Annotated in this window: 17 protein-coding genes; 8 read left to right on the top strand and 9 right to left on the bottom strand. The window is 67.1% G+C overall.

Annotated features, from left to right (window positions below; genetic code table 11):
• Nucleotides 1-18: 18 nt before the first annotated feature.
• Nucleotides 19-462, top strand: a complete 444-nt coding sequence (locus ACWW1C_RS11555; protein ID WP_455983564.1) for a DUF5313 domain-containing protein — start codon at nucleotides 19-21, stop codon at nucleotides 460-462.
• 7 nt (nucleotides 463-469) lie between these two features.
• Here ACWW1C_RS11555 and pspM read toward each other — a convergent pair whose 3' ends face one another.
• The 4 genes from pspM to pgsA form a co-directional block, all read right to left on the bottom strand.
• Nucleotides 470-1,294 carry a phage shock envelope stress response protein PspM gene (gene pspM, locus ACWW1C_RS11550; protein ID WP_455983563.1) on the bottom strand — a complete coding sequence of 275 codons (825 nt, stop codon included), beginning with the start codon at nucleotides 1,292-1,294 and terminating at the stop codon, nucleotides 470-472.
• Between the two features lie 24 nt (nucleotides 1,295-1,318).
• Nucleotides 1,319-2,128, bottom strand: a complete 810-nt coding sequence (gene pspA, locus ACWW1C_RS11545; RefSeq protein WP_455983562.1) for a phage shock protein PspA — start codon at nucleotides 2,126-2,128, stop codon at nucleotides 1,319-1,321.
• Nucleotides 2,129-2,307: 179 nt separating this feature from the next.
• Nucleotides 2,308-2,661, bottom strand: coding sequence for a transcriptional regulator ClgR (gene clgR / locus ACWW1C_RS11540; RefSeq protein WP_455983561.1), 354 nt, complete (start codon nucleotides 2,659-2,661; stop codon nucleotides 2,308-2,310).
• 115 nt (nucleotides 2,662-2,776) lie between these two features.
• Nucleotides 2,777-3,364, bottom strand: a complete 588-nt coding sequence (pgsA, locus tag ACWW1C_RS11535; RefSeq protein ID WP_455983560.1) for a CDP-diacylglycerol--glycerol-3-phosphate 3-phosphatidyltransferase — start codon at nucleotides 3,362-3,364, stop codon at nucleotides 2,777-2,779.
• A 55-nt stretch (nucleotides 3,365-3,419) separates the two neighbouring features.
• On the opposite strand from pgsA, the gene ACWW1C_RS11530 reads away from it, so the two are divergent.
• A complete protein-coding gene (locus ACWW1C_RS11530; protein WP_455983559.1) occupies nucleotides 3,420-3,941 on the top strand; it encodes an amino-acid N-acetyltransferase in 522 nt (173 codons plus the stop codon).
• Here ACWW1C_RS11530 and ACWW1C_RS11525 read toward each other — a convergent pair whose 3' ends face one another.
• Both ACWW1C_RS11525 and ACWW1C_RS11520 read right to left on the bottom strand, forming a co-directional pair.
• Nucleotides 3,942-4,448: a DUF4282 domain-containing protein gene (locus tag ACWW1C_RS11525; RefSeq protein WP_455983558.1), complete on the bottom strand. Its 507-nt coding sequence runs from the start codon at nucleotides 4,446-4,448 to the stop codon at nucleotides 3,942-3,944.
• A 109-nt stretch (nucleotides 4,449-4,557) separates the two neighbouring features.
• Nucleotides 4,558-7,209, bottom strand: coding sequence for a DNA translocase FtsK 4TM domain-containing protein (locus tag ACWW1C_RS11520; protein WP_455983557.1), 2,652 nt, complete (start codon nucleotides 7,207-7,209; stop codon nucleotides 4,558-4,560).
• A gap of 181 nt (nucleotides 7,210-7,390) precedes the next feature.
• Here ACWW1C_RS11520 and ACWW1C_RS11515 point away from each other — a divergent pair, with 181 nt between their 5' ends.
• Together ACWW1C_RS11515 and ACWW1C_RS11510 are read left to right on the top strand one after the other, a co-directional pair.
• Complete coding sequence (locus ACWW1C_RS11515) at nucleotides 7,391-7,708, top strand: putative quinol monooxygenase (RefSeq protein ID WP_455983556.1); 318 nt, start codon at nucleotides 7,391-7,393, stop codon at nucleotides 7,706-7,708.
• Nucleotides 7,701-8,519, top strand: a complete 819-nt coding sequence (locus tag ACWW1C_RS11510; protein WP_455983555.1) for a mycofactocin-coupled SDR family oxidoreductase — start codon at nucleotides 7,701-7,703, stop codon at nucleotides 8,517-8,519. Before ACWW1C_RS11515 ends, ACWW1C_RS11510 begins: the two co-directional genes overlap by 8 nt.
• Nucleotide 8,520: 1 nt before the next feature.
• Here ACWW1C_RS11510 and ACWW1C_RS11505 read toward each other — a convergent pair whose 3' ends face one another.
• The 3 genes from ACWW1C_RS11505 to ACWW1C_RS11495 form a co-directional block, all read right to left on the bottom strand.
• A complete protein-coding gene (locus tag ACWW1C_RS11505; RefSeq protein WP_455983554.1) occupies nucleotides 8,521-10,200 on the bottom strand; it encodes a ribonuclease J in 1,680 nt (559 codons plus the stop codon).
• A complete protein-coding gene (dapA, locus tag ACWW1C_RS11500) occupies nucleotides 10,197-11,099 on the bottom strand; it encodes a 4-hydroxy-tetrahydrodipicolinate synthase (RefSeq protein ID WP_455983553.1) in 903 nt (300 codons plus the stop codon). The genes ACWW1C_RS11505 and dapA overlap by 4 nt, the downstream gene beginning before the upstream one ends.
• 78 nt (nucleotides 11,100-11,177) lie before the next feature.
• Entirely contained in the window at nucleotides 11,178-11,945 is a 768-nt protein-coding gene (locus ACWW1C_RS11495) for a FadR/GntR family transcriptional regulator (RefSeq protein ID WP_455983552.1), read from the bottom strand.
• A gap of 100 nt (nucleotides 11,946-12,045) precedes the next feature.
• Here ACWW1C_RS11495 and ACWW1C_RS11490 point away from each other — a divergent pair, with 100 nt between their 5' ends.
• From ACWW1C_RS11490 to ACWW1C_RS11475, 4 genes are all read left to right on the top strand, one after another.
• The gene (locus tag ACWW1C_RS11490) at nucleotides 12,046-12,963 is read left to right on the top strand and encodes a proline iminopeptidase-family hydrolase (protein WP_455983551.1); all 918 of its coding nucleotides are present in this window, start codon (nucleotides 12,046-12,048) and stop codon (nucleotides 12,961-12,963) included.
• A gap of 29 nt (nucleotides 12,964-12,992) precedes the next feature.
• Nucleotides 12,993-14,381: an APC family permease gene (locus tag ACWW1C_RS11485; protein WP_455983550.1), complete on the top strand. Its 1,389-nt coding sequence runs from the start codon at nucleotides 12,993-12,995 to the stop codon at nucleotides 14,379-14,381.
• A 34-nt stretch (nucleotides 14,382-14,415) separates the two neighbouring features.
• On the top strand, nucleotides 14,416-14,814 hold the full coding sequence (locus ACWW1C_RS11480) for a VOC family protein (protein WP_455983549.1): 399 nt from the start codon (nucleotides 14,416-14,418) through the stop codon (nucleotides 14,812-14,814).
• 204 nt (nucleotides 14,815-15,018) lie between these two features.
• Nucleotides 15,019-15,411 (top strand): histone-like nucleoid-structuring protein Lsr2, encoded by a 393-nt coding sequence (locus ACWW1C_RS11475; protein WP_455983548.1) that lies wholly within the window; start codon nucleotides 15,019-15,021, stop codon nucleotides 15,409-15,411.
• The last annotated feature ends 5 nt before the right edge of the window (nucleotides 15,412-15,416 follow it).

Below are 15,416 nucleotides of genomic sequence, written 5' to 3'. Positions count from 1 at the left end.
GCAGTAAAATTGGCCACCATGGCCAATGAGAACCGCCCGAAGCCCAACGCCTGGCAGTACATCAAGTACAGCTACGGCGGTCGGCTGCCCGACTCGATGCGGGCCTGGGTGACCGAGGACCTCATCGGCGAGGGCGCGACGCTGCGGATCGTCATCCGCATGTTCGTCCCGGCATTCCTGATCCTGATCCCGATCTGGTTTCTGCCCGAGCTGCTCGGCATCACCGGAGGCTCGGACCTGGTCATCCGCCTCAGCGCGACGGTGCCGATCCTGATTCCGGTGATCTACTTCTCGCACGCGCTGAACAAGATCTGGCGCCGCCACATGCTGGTCAAGCACGGCATCGACCCGAAACTCCTCGACCAGTCGCTGCGCCAGAAGAACGCCCACATTCACGCGGCCTACGAAGAGCGGTACGGTCGCCGGTCCGATGACGGCACCGGCAGTTCCACCACTATCTAGCCGGCGGTCAGGCCTGGCGCAGCCGCCCGAGTTCGTCGAAAGCCTGCGCCCAGGCACTGAGCCGGTCCGTGGCGGCGACCAGTTCACTGCGGTAGCGCTGCTCGGACATGGACCGTGCCGAGCCCGCGCCACTGTTCGCCGCTGACACCAATTGCGCTGCCGCCGTCGCGATGTCGGCGTATTGGCGCACGCCGGCATCGAGCTGCGCCGTATAGGCCTTGATGGTCGGGGCGAGATGCCCGCGGGACTGCGGCACCGAGCCGGCCGCGCGTTCCATCGCGACCACTTCCTCGGCCGTACCGGCCAGCGCGGCAGCCGATACGTTGGCCGCGGCGGTCACTTCGGCGATCTCGGCAGCGGGCAGCAGCTGGCCCCGCTGGATGACGCTGAGCAGCGAGTACAGGCCGCGTTCGGCCGATGCCAGCGTCTCCATCGGACGCCGCGCCGCCGAACCTCTGGGCGGCAGCCGCCGCGATGTGCGTGCCGGTGGCAGTGGCTCGCCGCGCAGCCACCGGTAGCGCAGGAAGCACAGGGTGGCCAGGAACGCGGACCCGCCGGCGATGGGGCCGGTGATGATGAGCACCCAGAACGGCGTGCTCCACGCGGCCAACAGCGCCGTCAACCCGATCCAGAAGGCGCTGGCGCCGGCGAACAGCCAGCCCAGCCGCAGCGCCCAGCGCCGTTTGCGCAGCAGCCGGGCCCGCGGGTCGGCGGCCGCGCCGAGGCGCTGGGCCACCAGGCCGGACAATTCGGCAGCGGTGTCGACGCCGCGTTGCAGGACCGCCTGCCAGCCCCGGGTCTCCCCGGGCCGGCCGGCCGACTGGACGTTCACCGCTGCCCCCTCACATCTCGAAACTTACTGCGACAGCGGATTTTCCGGAGCCGGGTTGGCTGCCGGAGCCGCGGGAGTGGCGGGCGCAGCGGCACCACCGGACGGCAGGGAGTTGCCCTGCATCGACGCACGGATCTGCTCGAGGCGTGAATGCCCGGCCATCTGCACGCTGGCCTGCTGGACCTCCATCATGCGGCCCTGGACCGAGTTCTGCGCCAGCTCGGCCGACCCCATGGCGTTGGCGTAGCGACGCTCGATCTTGTCGCGCACCTCGTCCAGGCTGGGCGTGTTGCCCGGCGCCGCGATCTCGGTCATGGAGCGCAGCGAGGCGCTCACCTGCTCCTGCATCTTGGCCTGCTCCAGCTGCGACAGCAGCTTGGTGCGTTCGGCGATCTTCTGCTGCAGCACCATGGCGTTCTGCTCGACGGCCTTTTTCGCCTGGGTCGCGGCCTGCAGCGACTGGTCGTGCAGACTCTTGAGGTCCTCGACGCTCTGCTCGGCCGTCACCAGCTGGGCGGCGAAAGCCTCGGCGGCGTTGTTGTATTCGGTGGCCTTGGCGACGTCACCGGCGGCCGTGGCCTGGTCCGCCAAAGTCAGGGCCTGGCGGACGTTGGCCTGCAACTTCTCGATGTCGGCCAGCTGACGGCTCAGACGCATCTCCAGCTGACGCTGGTTGCCGATGACCGACGCGGCCTGCTGGGTCAGGCCCTGGTGCTGGCGCTGTGCCTCCTCGATCGCCTGCTGAATCTGCACCTTCGGGTCGGCGTACTCGTCAACCTTGGAGCTGAACAGCGCCATGAGGTACTTCCAGGCTTTGACAAAGGGATTGGCCATGAGATCGGTCCGCCTTCGTGTCGTTCGTTGATTCGGGATCGGTTGTCAGCTTGCCGGCCGCATCGGAGCCAGCGCGTCTACAGCCAACCTAGTGGGTATGGACAGCCGAATGCAGCCCGCATGCGCTATTCCGGCGCGGCGAGTGCCATGCGTCTTGCTGCGGTTCAGCCTGTGGTGGGTCAGGCCACGGCCATGGCGAGATGCTGCGGGATGACCACCTTGGTCGCGACGTCGATGTTGGCCACCGTGCGGTCGGCCGCGGCGCGCTCGGTATGCAGCATCTGCTCGGCGGCATCCGCCAGCACCTGCGACAGCGGCACCTCCAGGGCGCCGCAGATGGCACCCAGCAGTTCGCTCGACGGTTCCTTGCGGCCCCGCTCGACCTCGGACAGGTAGCCCAGGCTCACCCGCGCACCGTCGGACACCTCACGCAGTGTGCGTCCCTGCCCGGTGCGGGCCTGGCGCAGCACGTCACCGATGACCTCACGCAACAGCACCGGTTCCCGGCGGGTCGCTTGCCCAGATGTCGTCATCGCGTTTCCCTTCGCCCTGAGTAACAGCCGCGCAGCCCGGCCGGACCACCTGTTCTACACGGTCTTGTAGGCACCAACGCGGCGACGCACCGCTTTGGTTCCCGGGTGGGCGGAATCAGGGGCGGCGAACTGCGGAGACGGCGTAATCGATGCCGGTCAGGACGGTCAGCACGACGGCGCTCCACATGAAAATCCACGCGGTCGTCGTCAGCCACGGAATCTGCCACTCGTGCAGCGGCAGGACGAACAGGCCGATCGCCACGGCCTGCACCAGCGTCTTGAGCTTGCCACCACGGCTGGCGGGGATGACGCCGCGCCGGATCACCGCGAACCGCAGCAGCGTCACCGCGAGCTCGCGGACCAGGATCACGACGGTGATCCACCACGGCAGGTCGCCGAGCATCGACAGCCCGATGAGCGCGGCCCCGATCAGCGCCTTGTCCGCGATGGGATCGGCCAGCTTGCCGAACTCGGTGACCATGTCGAAGGTGCGGGCGATCTCGCCGTCGAACCGGTCGGTGATGACGGCGACCGCGAACACGACGAAAGCTACGATGCGCCAGCGCGTTTCGTGGCCGTCACCGGCGAACAGGGCGGCCAGGAACACCGGGACCAGCACGATGCGCAAGCCCGTCAGCAGGTTGGCGATGTTCGCCACGCCGGCGCGTGAGGCGCGCGGATCGGTGTCTGACTGGCCTGTCATCGACACAGGATATCCGGTCACCTACCGGGCGATACGCAGCCGATACCCTCCACATGTGAGCGACGCACCGAAACCCGACAACACAGGGCTGGTGGTTCGCCGCGCCCGGACTTCCGACGTCCCGGGAATCAAGGCAATCGTCGACATCTACGCGGGAAAGATCCTGCTGGAGAAGAACCTGGTGAACCTCTACGAGGCGGTCCAGGAATTCTGGGTGGCCGAGCTCGCCGGCGAGATCGTCGGTTGCGGTGCCCTGCACGTGCTGTGGGCCGACCTGGGCGAGGTGCGTACCGTCGCGGCCCACCCCAAGGTGCGCGGCATGGGCGTCGGACACGCGGTGGTGGCACAACTGCTCGGCGTGGCCCGGGAACTGGAGCTGCAGCGCGTCTTCGTGCTGACGTTCGAGACCGACTTCTTCGGCCGGCACGGCTTCAAGGAGATCGAGGGCACGCCCGTCACCGCCGAGGTGTACGAGGAGATGTGCCGGTCGTACGACACCGGCGTGGCGGAGTTCCTCGACCTCTCCTACGTCAAGCCGAACACCCTGGGCAACACCCGGATGATCGTCACGCTGTAGCTAATCGGCGCTGTCGGTCGAGGCGGCCCGGCGCGCGACGATCCGGTCCCGCATGTCCATGATCGCGGCCCGCCGGCGGGACCGCCCGCCACGGCCGAACGACGGCAGCGTCGGAATCACGTCGATCTTGTCCGACACCCCGATCATCAGCTCGGCGATCTCCAGCACCAGCTCATTCAGCTCGTCGACCTGCTGACCCATCGCCATGAACGCGCTCAGCGACTCCAGGACCACCCGCGCCACCAGCACGATCGCCACGCAGGTGACCGGGCCGGCGAGCACCAACCAGAACACGCCGAGCAGCGCCGACAGCTCGAACGCCACCACCGCACCCGCCAGATACAGCACCACGGCACCGGCGATGACAAGCCCGTACAACAGCGGAACCACGTGCTGCGCCGTCGACTTGCGGAATCCGAGGTCGGTGAACGCCGTCAGCGCGGGCCAGCTGCGACCACCGGATTCCAACTCTGCTTCGAGCTCCTCGGTGCGCGAAATGTCAACCACGGCAAAGCCTCCTTAGGAGTCCAGCCTCCCACAACCGACGCCGTCAGCCATCACTCGTCGTTGTTATCCGCGCGGCCGATCAGCGCTGGTGTGATGCCCGTAACACCGGTCAGAATCCGGGGTCGTCGCCCATCGAGCCGTTGGCGTCCGAGCCGCCCTGGATCAGCATCAGGGTGCCGGCCAGTTCGTCGGGCTTGACCAGGACCTCACGGGCCTTGGAGCCCTCTGACGGCCCGACGATGCCGCGCGTCTCCATCAGGTCCATGAGGCGGCCGGCCTTGGCGAATCCGACCCGCAGCTTGCGCTGCAGCATCGAGGTGGACCCGAACTGGCTCGACACCACCAGTTCCACCGCCTGCAGGAAGACGTCCATGTCGTCGCCGATGTCGCTGTCGATGTCGCGCTTCTCGACGGTCTTGACCGTGACGCCGTCGATGAATTCGGGCTGGGCCTGCTGCTTGGTGTAGGCGACGACGGCTTGGATTTCGTCGTCGCTGACGTAGGCGCCCTGCACACGGATCGGCTTGGGTGCTTCCGACGGCTGGAACAGCGCGTCACCTTTACCGGTGAGCTTCTCGGCGCCGACCTGGTCGAGGATGACGCGCGAGTTGGTCGCGTTGGTGACACCGAAGGCCATGCGGGACGGCACATTTGCCTTGATCAGACCCGTCACCACCGACACCACCGGCTGCTGCGTGGCCAGCACGAGGTGGATGCCCGCCGCGCGGGCCTTCTGGGTGATGCGGACGATGGCGTCCTCGACGTCGCGGGGCGCCTGCATCATCAGGTCGGCCAGCTCGTCGACAACGCACAAGATGTACGGGTAGGTCTTGTAGACCCGCTCGCTGCCCAGCGGCGCGGTGATTTCTCCGGAGCGCACCTTCTTGTTGAAGTCGTCGATGTGCCGGACGCCACTGGCGCTCATGTCCTGGTAGCGCTGCTCCATTTCCTCGACCAGCCAGGCCAGCGCGGCGGCGGCCTTCTTGGGGTCGATGATCACTGGCGTGATGAGGTGCGGAATGCCTTGGTACGGCGGGAATTCCACCATCTTCGGGTCGACCAGGATCATCCGGACCTCGTCCGGGGTCGCGCGCTGCAGCAGCGACACCAGCATCGAGTTGATGAAGCTCGACTTACCCGAGCCGGTGGAGCCGGCGACCAGGAGGTGCGGCATCTTGGCCAGGTTGTAGCTGATGAAGTGGCCTTCGACGTCCTTGCCGATGCCGAACACCATCGGGTGGTGGTCCTTGCGGGTGCTCGGCGCGTTCAGCACGTCCTTGAGCCGCACCATCTCGCGGTCGCTGTTCGGCACTTCCACGCCGACCAGCGACTTGCCGGGGATCGGGGCGAGCAGGCGGATGTGCTCGTTGGCCACCGCGTAGGCGAGGTTGCGCTGCAACTGGGTGAAGCGCTCGACGCGGACGCCGGGTCCCAGCTCGATCTCGTAGCGCGTGACGGTCGGGCCACGCTGGAAGCCGACGACCGTGGCGTCGACCTTGAACTGCTCCATGACCTCGGAGATGGCCGACATGATGCGGTCGTTGTCACGGCCGACCCGCTTGGGCGGGTCGCCGTCGGCCAGCAGGTCCAGCGGCGGCAGCGTGTAATCGCCCTCGATGACGCGGTCCAGCGTCAGGCCGTCGTCGTTGGCCGGCGCCTTCTCGAGGGCCTTGGCCTTGGTGGGCACCGGGTCCGCGACGTTCTGGGCCTTGCGACGGCGCGACGGCTTGGCCGCCGGCTCGGGCGTGGTCGGCGCCTCGTCCGCGGCGGGTTCGACCGGGTAGTTGTCCATCGGCGTGCGGCCCAGCGGCCGCGTCATGGCGGCGGTGGTCTGGTCCGAACCGGGCCAGGCCTCGGGTTCGTCGCGCGAGTAGCTCGGGTCGTCGTAGTAGCCGTCAGAGAAATCATCGGCGAAGTCTCCGCCGAAGCCATCGTCGTAGCCGTCCGCGGCCTCGTAGTCGTCGCCGTGGTCGCCGCGCAGGCGACCGGAGACCATGTAGCGCAGGGTGTCGGGCAGTTCTCGGATCGTCGTGCCGGTGATCAGCAGCAGGCCGAACAGCACGCCCATGATGAGCAGCGGGGTGGCGATCCAGACGGTCAGCCCGTCGGACAGCGGGCCGCCGATGACGAAGCCGACGAACCCGGCTGCGCCGCGGCGCTCCCCTGGCTCGGCGGGCGCACCGGCCCAGACGTGCCACAGCCCCAGTACCGGCAGCCCGATCATGGTGGCGCCGAGGATCAGCCGCGGCCGCGCGTCGGGGTTCGGATGGGTCCGCATCAGCGTGACGGCCAGCGCCAGCAGTAGCACCGGCAGCACGACGACCGCCGACCCGATGACGGTGCGGACGCCGTAGTCGATCCACGCGCCGACGGGCCGGGCCGCGTCGAACCACGAGCTCGCCGCGATCAGGAAGGCGATGCCGAGCAGCCCCAGCGCGATGCCGTCACGGCGGTGCCCGGGCTCGAGTTCCCTGGCGCGGCCGACACTGCGGGCGGTGGTTCCGGCGCCTTTGGCGAGCATCAGCCAGCCGGCACGGGCGCCACGACCTACCGCCGCACCGGCGGTTGCAACCGGAGATGGATGGGGCGCGGGTTTGCGGGCCGGCTTACGAGCGGGCGATTTCGGCGCCGGCGGCCGTGCCGGCCGGCCCGATTTTGCACTGCCTGACTTCGATGAACGCGCCCCCGAACCGGCTGCGCCACGATTCGCCGACCCGGCCTTGGCCCGGTTAGCTGAGCTCGTTGCGGTCTTACTCGCCATGGCTGCCAGCCTAGTCGCTTTTATCCCATCTGCACCATCTGCCACACACGTAACGCTTAGGTCACGACCTGGTCCGCATACCCGCTGGTCACCGGCCGGTGGGAGCCACGTCACACCCGATCGGAGGCCCGAGCTAACGTGGACACCTGTCTAGTCCAGCTATCTATCGAGGAGTTCGCCCATGCCCGTCGTTGTCGTCGCCACCATGAAGGCCAAGCCCGAGTCCGTCGACCTGGTCCGCACCGCGTGCGTCGAGGCCGTCGACGCCGTCCACGGGGAACCCGGCTGTGAGCTCTATTCGCTCCACGAAGCCGACGGCGGCACCTTCGTCTTCGTCGAGCAGTGGGCCGACGCCGAAGCCATCAAGACCCACAGCACCGCCCCGGCCATCGGCAAGCTGTTCGGCGCCATCGGCGAGCACCTCGACGGCGCGCCCGACATCAAGATGCTCGCGCCTGTGGTCGCCGGCGATCCGGCGAAGGGACAACTCCGTGGGTGAGCTCAGCGGCAAGGTCGCCTTCATCACCGGCGCGGCGCGGGGCCAGGGCCGCGCGCACGCGGTGAAGCTGTCGTCGATGGGCGCCGACATCATCGCCGTCGACCTGTGCGACCAGATCGCATCGGTCCCCTACCCCATGGCCACGGCCGACGATCTGGCCGCGACGGTCAAGCTGGTCGAGGACAACGGAGCACGGATAGTCGCGCAACAGGCCGACGTCCGCGACCGGGGCGCCCTCAAGACCGCGCTCAAGGCCGGCGTCGACGAACTCGGCGGGCGGCTGGACATCGTCATCGCCAACGCCGGAATCGCCCCCATGGCTGGTGAAGATGCCTGGCAGGACGTCATCGACGTCAACCTCACGGGCGTCTACAACACGATAGACGTGGCGATGCGGCCGATGGTCCAGGCCGGCAACGGCGGGTCGATCGTGCTGATCAGCTCGGTGGCCGGACTGGTCGGGCTGGCCTCCCCGATGGCCGGGTCGGTGGGCTACGCCGCCGCCAAACACGGCATGGTCGGTCTGATGCGGGTGTACGCGAACCTGCTTGCGTCGCAGAACATCCGGGTCAACTCGATCCATCCGGCCGGGGTGGACACCCCGATGATCGACAACGAGTTCACCCGGAAGTGGTTGAGCCAGTTGACCGAGGAAACCAAGGCGGGCCCGGACATGACGAATGCGCTACCGGTGCAGGTCCTCGAGGCCGAGGACATCGCCAATACGGTGGCGTGGCTGGTTTCCGATGCCGGCCGGTACATCACCGGCGTGACGCTGCCCGTGGACGCGGGCTTCGTCAACAAGCGCTGAGTCAGACCTCGAGGACGGTCGGCACGATCATCGGCTGCCGCCGGTAAGCCTCGCCGACCCACTTGCCGACGGCCCGCCGCACCGCCTGGGCGATGCGCGCGGGATCGGTAACCTGTTCGGAGACAAGGGCATCCAGTGCCGCCTGCGCCTTCTCGGTGCCCGGCTCGAGGGCTTTGGGGTCCTCCGAGAAGCCGCGCGAGTGCAGGTACACCGGAGCCACCGGCTTGCCGGACTCGCGGCTCAGCACCACGGTGACGGCGATGAAACCTGAAGTCAGCGTGAGCCTTTCGCCCAGCGTGGCGTCACCGACGTCGCCGAGCACGAGACCGTCGACGAACACCTTGCCGACGGGCACCGCGCCGGCGATCCGCGCCTGCCCGCCCACCAGGTCGACGCTGACGCCGTTCTCGGCGAGCACGACGTTCTCCTCCGGCACTCCGGTGCGCACCGCGAGTTTGGCGTTGGCCCGCAGGTGTCGCCAGGTGCCGTGCACCGGCATCACGTTGCGCGGCCGCACCCCGCGGTAGAGGAACAGCAGCTCGCCGGCGTAGGCGTGACCGGAAACATGCACGCGCACTTGCTGATTGGTGACGACGCGGGCACCGATCTTGGCCAGCGAGTCGATCACGCCGTAGACGGCTTCCTCGTTGCCGGGGATCAGCGAGCTGGACAGGATGATCAGGTCACCCGCGGTCAGGGTGATGCTGCGATGCTCACCGCGGGACATCCGGGACAGCGCCGCCATCGGCTCACCCTGGGTGCCGGTGGTGATCAGCACGACCCGGTCGGCCGGCAGCAGTTCGGCCGCGCCGATATCGATGACGTCGTCATCGTCGACGGTGAGGAAACCGAGTTCCTTGGCGATGCCCATGTTGCGGACCATCGAGCGGCCGACGAACGACACCTTGCGGCCCAGCGCCACGGCGGCGTCGATGATCTGCTGCACGCGGTCGACGTTCGAGGCAAAGCACGCCACGATGACGCGGCCGTCGGCGCCGCGGATCAGCCGGTGCAGGTTCGGGCCGACTTCGCTCTCCGATGGGCTGACCCCGGGAATCTCGGCGTTGGTCGAGTCGCACAGCAGCAGGTCGACGCCCTGCTCGCCGAGGCGCGACATACCGGGCAGGTCCGTGGGGCGGCCGTCCGGCGGCAACTGGTCCAGCTTGATGTCGCCGGTGTGCAGCACCGTGCCGGCACCGGTGTGCACAGCGATGGCCAGGGCGTCGGGGATCGAGTGGTTGACCGCGAAGTACTCGCACTCGAACACGCCGTGGGTGCTGCGCTGCCCCTCTGCGACGATCTGCATGTTCGGCTTGATCCGGTGCTCACGGCATTTGGCCGCCAACAGCGCCAGGGTGAACCGCGAGCCCACCACTGGGATGTCCGGCCGCATCTTCAACAGATACGGGATCGCGCCGATGTGGTCCTCGTGGGCGTGGGTGATCACCAGCGCCTCGATGTCGGCCAGCCGGCCTTCGATGTGCCGGATGTCGGGCAGGATCAGGTCGACGGCGGGCTCGTCGTGGGTCGGGAACAGCACGCCGCAGTCGATGATCAGCAGTCGGCCGAGGTGCTCGAAAACGGTCATGTTGCGGCCGATTTCGCTGATGCCGCCCAGCGCCGTCACACGCAGACCGCCCGGCTCCAAAGGGCCGGGCGGTGCGAAGTCAGGTCTGGTCACGCAAGCACCGATGCTGCACGGAGGTCGGCGGCGAGTGCCGTCAGCTGGTCGGCGGTCGCGGGCACCTGCGGCAACCGCGGGTTGCCGACCTCGATGCCCAACAACCGCAGACCCTCCTTGCTCATGGTGACGCCGCCCAGTCGGTTCTGCGCCTCGCCGAGCGAGTGCAAGCCCACATGAATCTTGCGCGCGGTCGCGATGTCGCCAGAATTGAATGCCGACAGCAGCGCGCGCAACTCCGCGGCAGCCACGTGGCCCCAGACGCTGATGAATCCGGTGGCGCCCATGGCGAGCCACGGCAAGTTGAGAGTGTCGTCGCCGGAGTAATAGGCCAATCCGGTCTCGGCCATCACCTGCCCACCACCGTTGAGATCGCCCTTGGCGTCCTTGACCGCGACGATATTCGGGTGCGCCGACAGCGTCCGGATGGTGTCCCACTCGATCGGGACCGCCGAGCGCGGCGGGATGTCGTAGAGGATCACCGGCAAGTCGGTGGCATCGGCGACCGCCGTGAAGTGCGCGACGAGGCCGGCCTGCGGCGGCTTCGAGTAGTACGGCGTCACCACGAGCAGGCCGTGCGCGCCGGCAGCGGCGCTGGCCTTGGCCAGGTGGACGCTGTGCGCGGTGTCGTAGCTGCCGGCGCCGGCGATGATTCGGGCGCGGTCGCCGACCTCTTCGAGAACCGCCTCGAGCAGGGCGATCTTCTCGTCGTCGGTCGTGGTCGGCGATTCGCCGGTGGTGCCGGAGACGACGAGGCCGTCGCACCCCTTGTCGACCAGATACTTGGCTACCTTCTTCGCACCAGCCAGATCAAGCGAGCCGTCCGGGCCGAACGGCGTCACCATGGCAGTCAGCACGGTGCCCACACGTGCGCTGACATCAATTCCGCTGGTGCTCACGGGCAACAAGATTACCCGCTGGTTCCACTCGGATTTGCACCGCCGCCCACCCCCGACGGGTGGCGGCAGGCGGCACGCTCAGTCGATGAGCATCCCGGCACGCCGCATGGCCGCCGAGATGTTCTCGAAATCGATGGCGACGTGCGCGCGCGCCAGCGCTTCGGCGTCGTCCCCGTGGCCTTCGGCGATGGCGTCGACGAGCGTCGTGTGCTCGCCCAGCGCCCGCTGTTCCATCGCCCGCATCGTCGCCGGCTCACCCCAGACGTGGGCGGGTGCGCCGATGCTGACCGACGCTTCCAGTTCGAGCAGCACCTGCTTGAGGACGGAGTTGTGGGCGGCATCCATGATCGCCAGGTGCAGAGCGCTGTCCGCCTGCTGGGCAGCCAGTCCGCTATCGGCCCGGCGGTAGTCCTCGAGGCGCTGCCGCAGGACGCCGATGTCGGCGTCGGTGCGAGATTCGGCGGCGGCACGGCTTATCGCGCCGTGCATACGGCAGATCGCGTCGCACCGGTCGCGAATCTCGTCGACCCGCATCCGCAGGGTTCGGACCACGGCTTCCGTGGACGAATCCGGCCATTGCTGCAGCACATACGACCCGCCACCCCGGCCCCGCCGAGTCTCCACCAGGCCGCGGTCCACCAACCGCGCGAGCGCCGCGCGCACCGTCATCCGGCCGACACGTAGTGACGCGGCCAATTCTCGCTCGGCGGGTAGCCGGGCCTGGGGCAGGTATTCGCCGATGGCGATGGCGGTCACCAGCCGGTCGGTGATCTCGTCGACCCGGGAGGACGATTCGAGCTCACGGTCCAGTAGGCCGGGGGTGTCCACACCCTGGAGATGTGTCATCGCCGGCTCCCTTCCGTCGCCACACAGAGTATCGACACGGATTGTTAAATCTCGATTAATGGTCTTGTCACGAGACCATTAATGCCACATGCTGGCCGTCATGCCGACCACGAGCCACCGGGTGCCGTTTCGCGAACACGAGACCTGGGTCCAGATCACCACCCCTGAATCACCCGATCCGGCGGCGCTTCCGCTGTTCGTCCTGCACGGCGGGCCGGGCATGGCGCACAACTACGTGCGCAACATCGCCGAGTTGGCCGACGAAACCGGGCGCACCGTCATCCACTACGACCAACTCGGCTGCGGCAACAGCACCCACCTTCCCGATGCCCCTGCCGGGTTCTGGACACCCGAGCTGTTCGTCGAGGAGTTTCACACCGTTCGTGCCGCGCTCGGCATCGACGAGTACCACCTACTGGGTCAGTCCTGGGGCGGCATGCTGGGCGCGGAGATCGCCGTGCGCCGCCCCTCGGGGCTGACGTCGCTCGTCATCTGCAACTCCCCCGCATCGATGGAACTCTGGATGGCCGGCTGCGCCGAGCTGCGCACCCAATTGCCGCCCGACATCAGCGCCGCGCTGACCCGGCACGAGGAAGCGGGCACGGTTACCGATCCCGAATACGTGGCGGCGACGAACGAGTTCTACGCGCGGCACCTGTGCCGCGTCGTACCCACCCCACAAGACCTGATCGACACCATCGCACAGATGGAGGCGGAGCCCACCGTCTATCACACGATGAACGGGCCCAACGAATTTCACGTCGTCGGCACCTTGAACGGGTGGAGCGTCATCGACCGCCTGCCCGAAATCGCCGCGCCGACACTGGTGCTCGCCGGCGAGTTCGACGAGGCCACGCCCGCGTCCTGGCAGCCGTATGTCGACAACGTCGCCGGCGCGATCAGCCATGTGTTTCCCGACACCAGTCACTGCTCGCACCTGGAGAAGCCCGCAGAATTTCGCGCCGTCGTCGCCGCATTCCTCGCCAACCACGATCTGGCCACCGACGCCCTGGTCTGAACCCATCCGCTCGACCCGATAGGACTGCCATGGCAACCACCGCTCGCCTCGCCACCGGCGAAGGCCAACGTGCCCTCGAATCATTCGGCTACAAACAGGAACTCAATCGTTCCGTGTCCACCGCCGACCTCGTCGTCTACGGCCTGGTGTTCATGGTGCCGATCGCGCCGTGGACCATCTTCGGCGTCGTGTACAACAGCGCCGGCGGCATGGTGCCCCTGGTCTATCTCATCGGCTTGGTCGCGATGGTGTTCACCGCGACGGCCTACGCACAGATGGCCAAGTCGTTTCCGCTTGCGGGATCGGTGTTCTCGTATGTCGGCCGCGGAATCCGCCCCGCCGCAGGCTTTTTCGCCGGCTGGGCGATTCTGCTGGATTACCTGCTGATTCCGACGCTGCTGTACGTACTGGCCGCCGAGTCGATGATCGGCTTGTTCCCCGGCACACCACGGTGGCTGTGGGCACTGGTGTTCGTCCTCGTCAACACCGTGATCAACCTGCTCGGCGTCGACTCCCTGAAGGTGGCCAACAGGTTGTTCCTGGTTCTCGAACTGGTCTTCCTCGCGATCTTCGTGGTCATCGCGGTGCGGGCCATCAATGGTGATTCGCTACCCGATGTGCACTGGAGCACCACGCCGCTCTGGAACCCGGAAACCGTCAGCGCGCCGCTGATCGCCGCCGCACTGTCGATTGCTGTCCTGAGTTTCCTTGGTTTCGACGGCATTTCGACACTCGCCGAGGAATCCACGGGCACGCGCAATCCGGCCGGTAAAGCAATGGTCGGGGCGTTGTTCATCGTCGCATTTCTCTTCATCGGCCAGACCTGGTTGGCCAGCCTGTTGGCCGGCGGCCGGGCATCGTTCAGCGACGACGAAGCAGGCAACGCATTCTTCAAACTGGTCGAGGCGGCGTCGAGCACGGGGTGGATGAACGCGTTCTTCGTCGTCAACGTGCTCGCCGTGGGATTCGCCAACGCGATGGCCGCGCAGGCGGCGACCAGCCGACTGCTGTTCTCGATGAGCCGCGACCGCCAACTGCCCGCTTTCCTGTCCAGCGTCAGCTCCCGCAAGGTGCCGTTCGCCGCGATCCTGTTGGTCAGTGCGATCAGCGTGGTGCTGGTGCTGTTCTTCGTCGGCCAGATCGCGCTCATCTCGTCACTGGTGAACTTCGGTGCACTGTTTGCCTTCTGCCTGCTGCACGTATCGGTGGTTTGGTACTACCTGGGCCGAAAGAAGTCGCGGAACTATCTACTGCACCTGGTGGTGCCGACCCTGGGTTTCCTCATCATCGGCTACGTGCTGATCAACGCCGATTCCCTGGCCAAGATCGGCGGCATCGTATGGCTGGGCATCGGCGCGGTGGTGTTCGTCGTCAACAAGCGGCGCGGTCGCGGCGTGCCTGAGCTCGGCGTCGCGTGAGCCGACCGGTAGCGGCCGGGATTAGAGTCGGATCGTGCTCGGCCATCTCGGCGTCAACGTGCCCGACCTCAGTGCGGCGAAGAATTACTACGACGAATTCATGCCATTGGTAGGTTTTGAACCATTCATTGCCTCCACCCAAGAGTTCGCCTTTCGCCCGGCCGGCGGCAAACCTGGCACCTTCCTGTTCTTCTATCCGGCCGCCGAGCCCGGCGAGCACTCGCGACACCGCGCCGGGCTGCAACACCTCGCTTTTATGGTCAAGACCCGATCCGCGGTTGAGCGCGTCCATCAGTTCGTCCAGCGGACCGGCGGCGAGGTCCTGCATACACCGCAGTCGTTCCCCCAATATCCACCGCCGTACTTCGCCACGTTCTGGCTGGACCCGTTCGGCATCATGCTGGAAGCGGTGTGCCACCACGACGTGGACTGATTACCTCCGCACGCGCACGAGCGGACGAATCAGCTTGGGGCCGTGGTAATTACCACTTACCGGGAATTCCGGAATTTAGCCGGATTAGCGCGCAGAGAAGAACTGGAACGGCGCCGGACTGCCGGTGATCAAGAGGCCGGGGTGCTGTCCTTATTTTTAGTAGATACACTCTCGGCCGAACACCCCCGATAAAGGAGATCATTCGTGGCCGAACGCATTGTCGTCCAGCTTGTTGACGATATTAACGGCACAGAAATCACCGACGACACCGGTGAACGGATTAACTTCTCGGTCCGTGGGGTTGATTACCAGATCGATCTTTCCGCTGCGAACGTGGCGAAATTCGAAAAGGCGTTGGCGCCCTACCTGGACGCTGCCACCAGGGTCGGCGGCCGCCGTGCCCGGGCCCAGAAGGTCGCCGAGCCGAGCAGCCGGTCCACCAAGAGCGGCGCATCGCGCGGCCGCGGCAAGAAGGCCGCGTCTTCGAAGGAACAGCTCGCCGCCGTCCGCGAATGGGCGCAGGACAACGGCTACGACGTCGCGGCCCGTGGACGCATCAAGGCCGACATCGTCGAGGCGTATCACGCGGCGAACTAGCCGCG

This window comes from Mycobacterium sp. HM-7, from assembly GCF_053852335.1.
This window is presented reverse-complemented; position numbering and strand designations above follow the sequence as displayed.

Excerpts from the sequence above, each read along its gene's own strand:
- ACWW1C_RS11495 (WP_455983552.1), bottom strand. The coding sequence starts at position 11,945 with ATGACACATCTCCAGGGTGTGGACACCCCCGGCCTACTGGACCGTGAG.
- ACWW1C_RS11515 (WP_455983556.1), top strand. The coding sequence starts at position 7,391 with ATGCCCGTCGTTGTCGTCGCCACCATGAAGGCCAAGCCCGAGTCCGTC.
- ACWW1C_RS11555 (WP_455983564.1), top strand. The coding sequence starts at position 19 with ATGGCCAATGAGAACCGCCCGAAGCCCAACGCCTGGCAGTACATCAAG.
- ACWW1C_RS11520 (WP_455983557.1), bottom strand. The coding sequence starts at position 7,209 with ATGGCGAGTAAGACCGCAACGAGCTCAGCTAACCGGGCCAAGGCCGGG.
- pspA (WP_455983562.1), bottom strand. The coding sequence starts at position 2,128 with ATGGCCAATCCCTTTGTCAAAGCCTGGAAGTACCTCATGGCGCTGTTC.
- pgsA (WP_455983560.1), bottom strand. The coding sequence starts at position 3,364 with ATGACAGGCCAGTCAGACACCGATCCGCGCGCCTCACGCGCCGGCGTG.
- ACWW1C_RS11490 (WP_455983551.1), top strand. The coding sequence starts at position 12,046 with ATGCCGACCACGAGCCACCGGGTGCCGTTTCGCGAACACGAGACCTGG.
- ACWW1C_RS11485 (WP_455983550.1), top strand. The coding sequence starts at position 12,993 with ATGGCAACCACCGCTCGCCTCGCCACCGGCGAAGGCCAACGTGCCCTC.
- clgR (WP_455983561.1), bottom strand. The coding sequence starts at position 2,661 with ATGACGACATCTGGGCAAGCGACCCGCCGGGAACCGGTGCTGTTGCGT.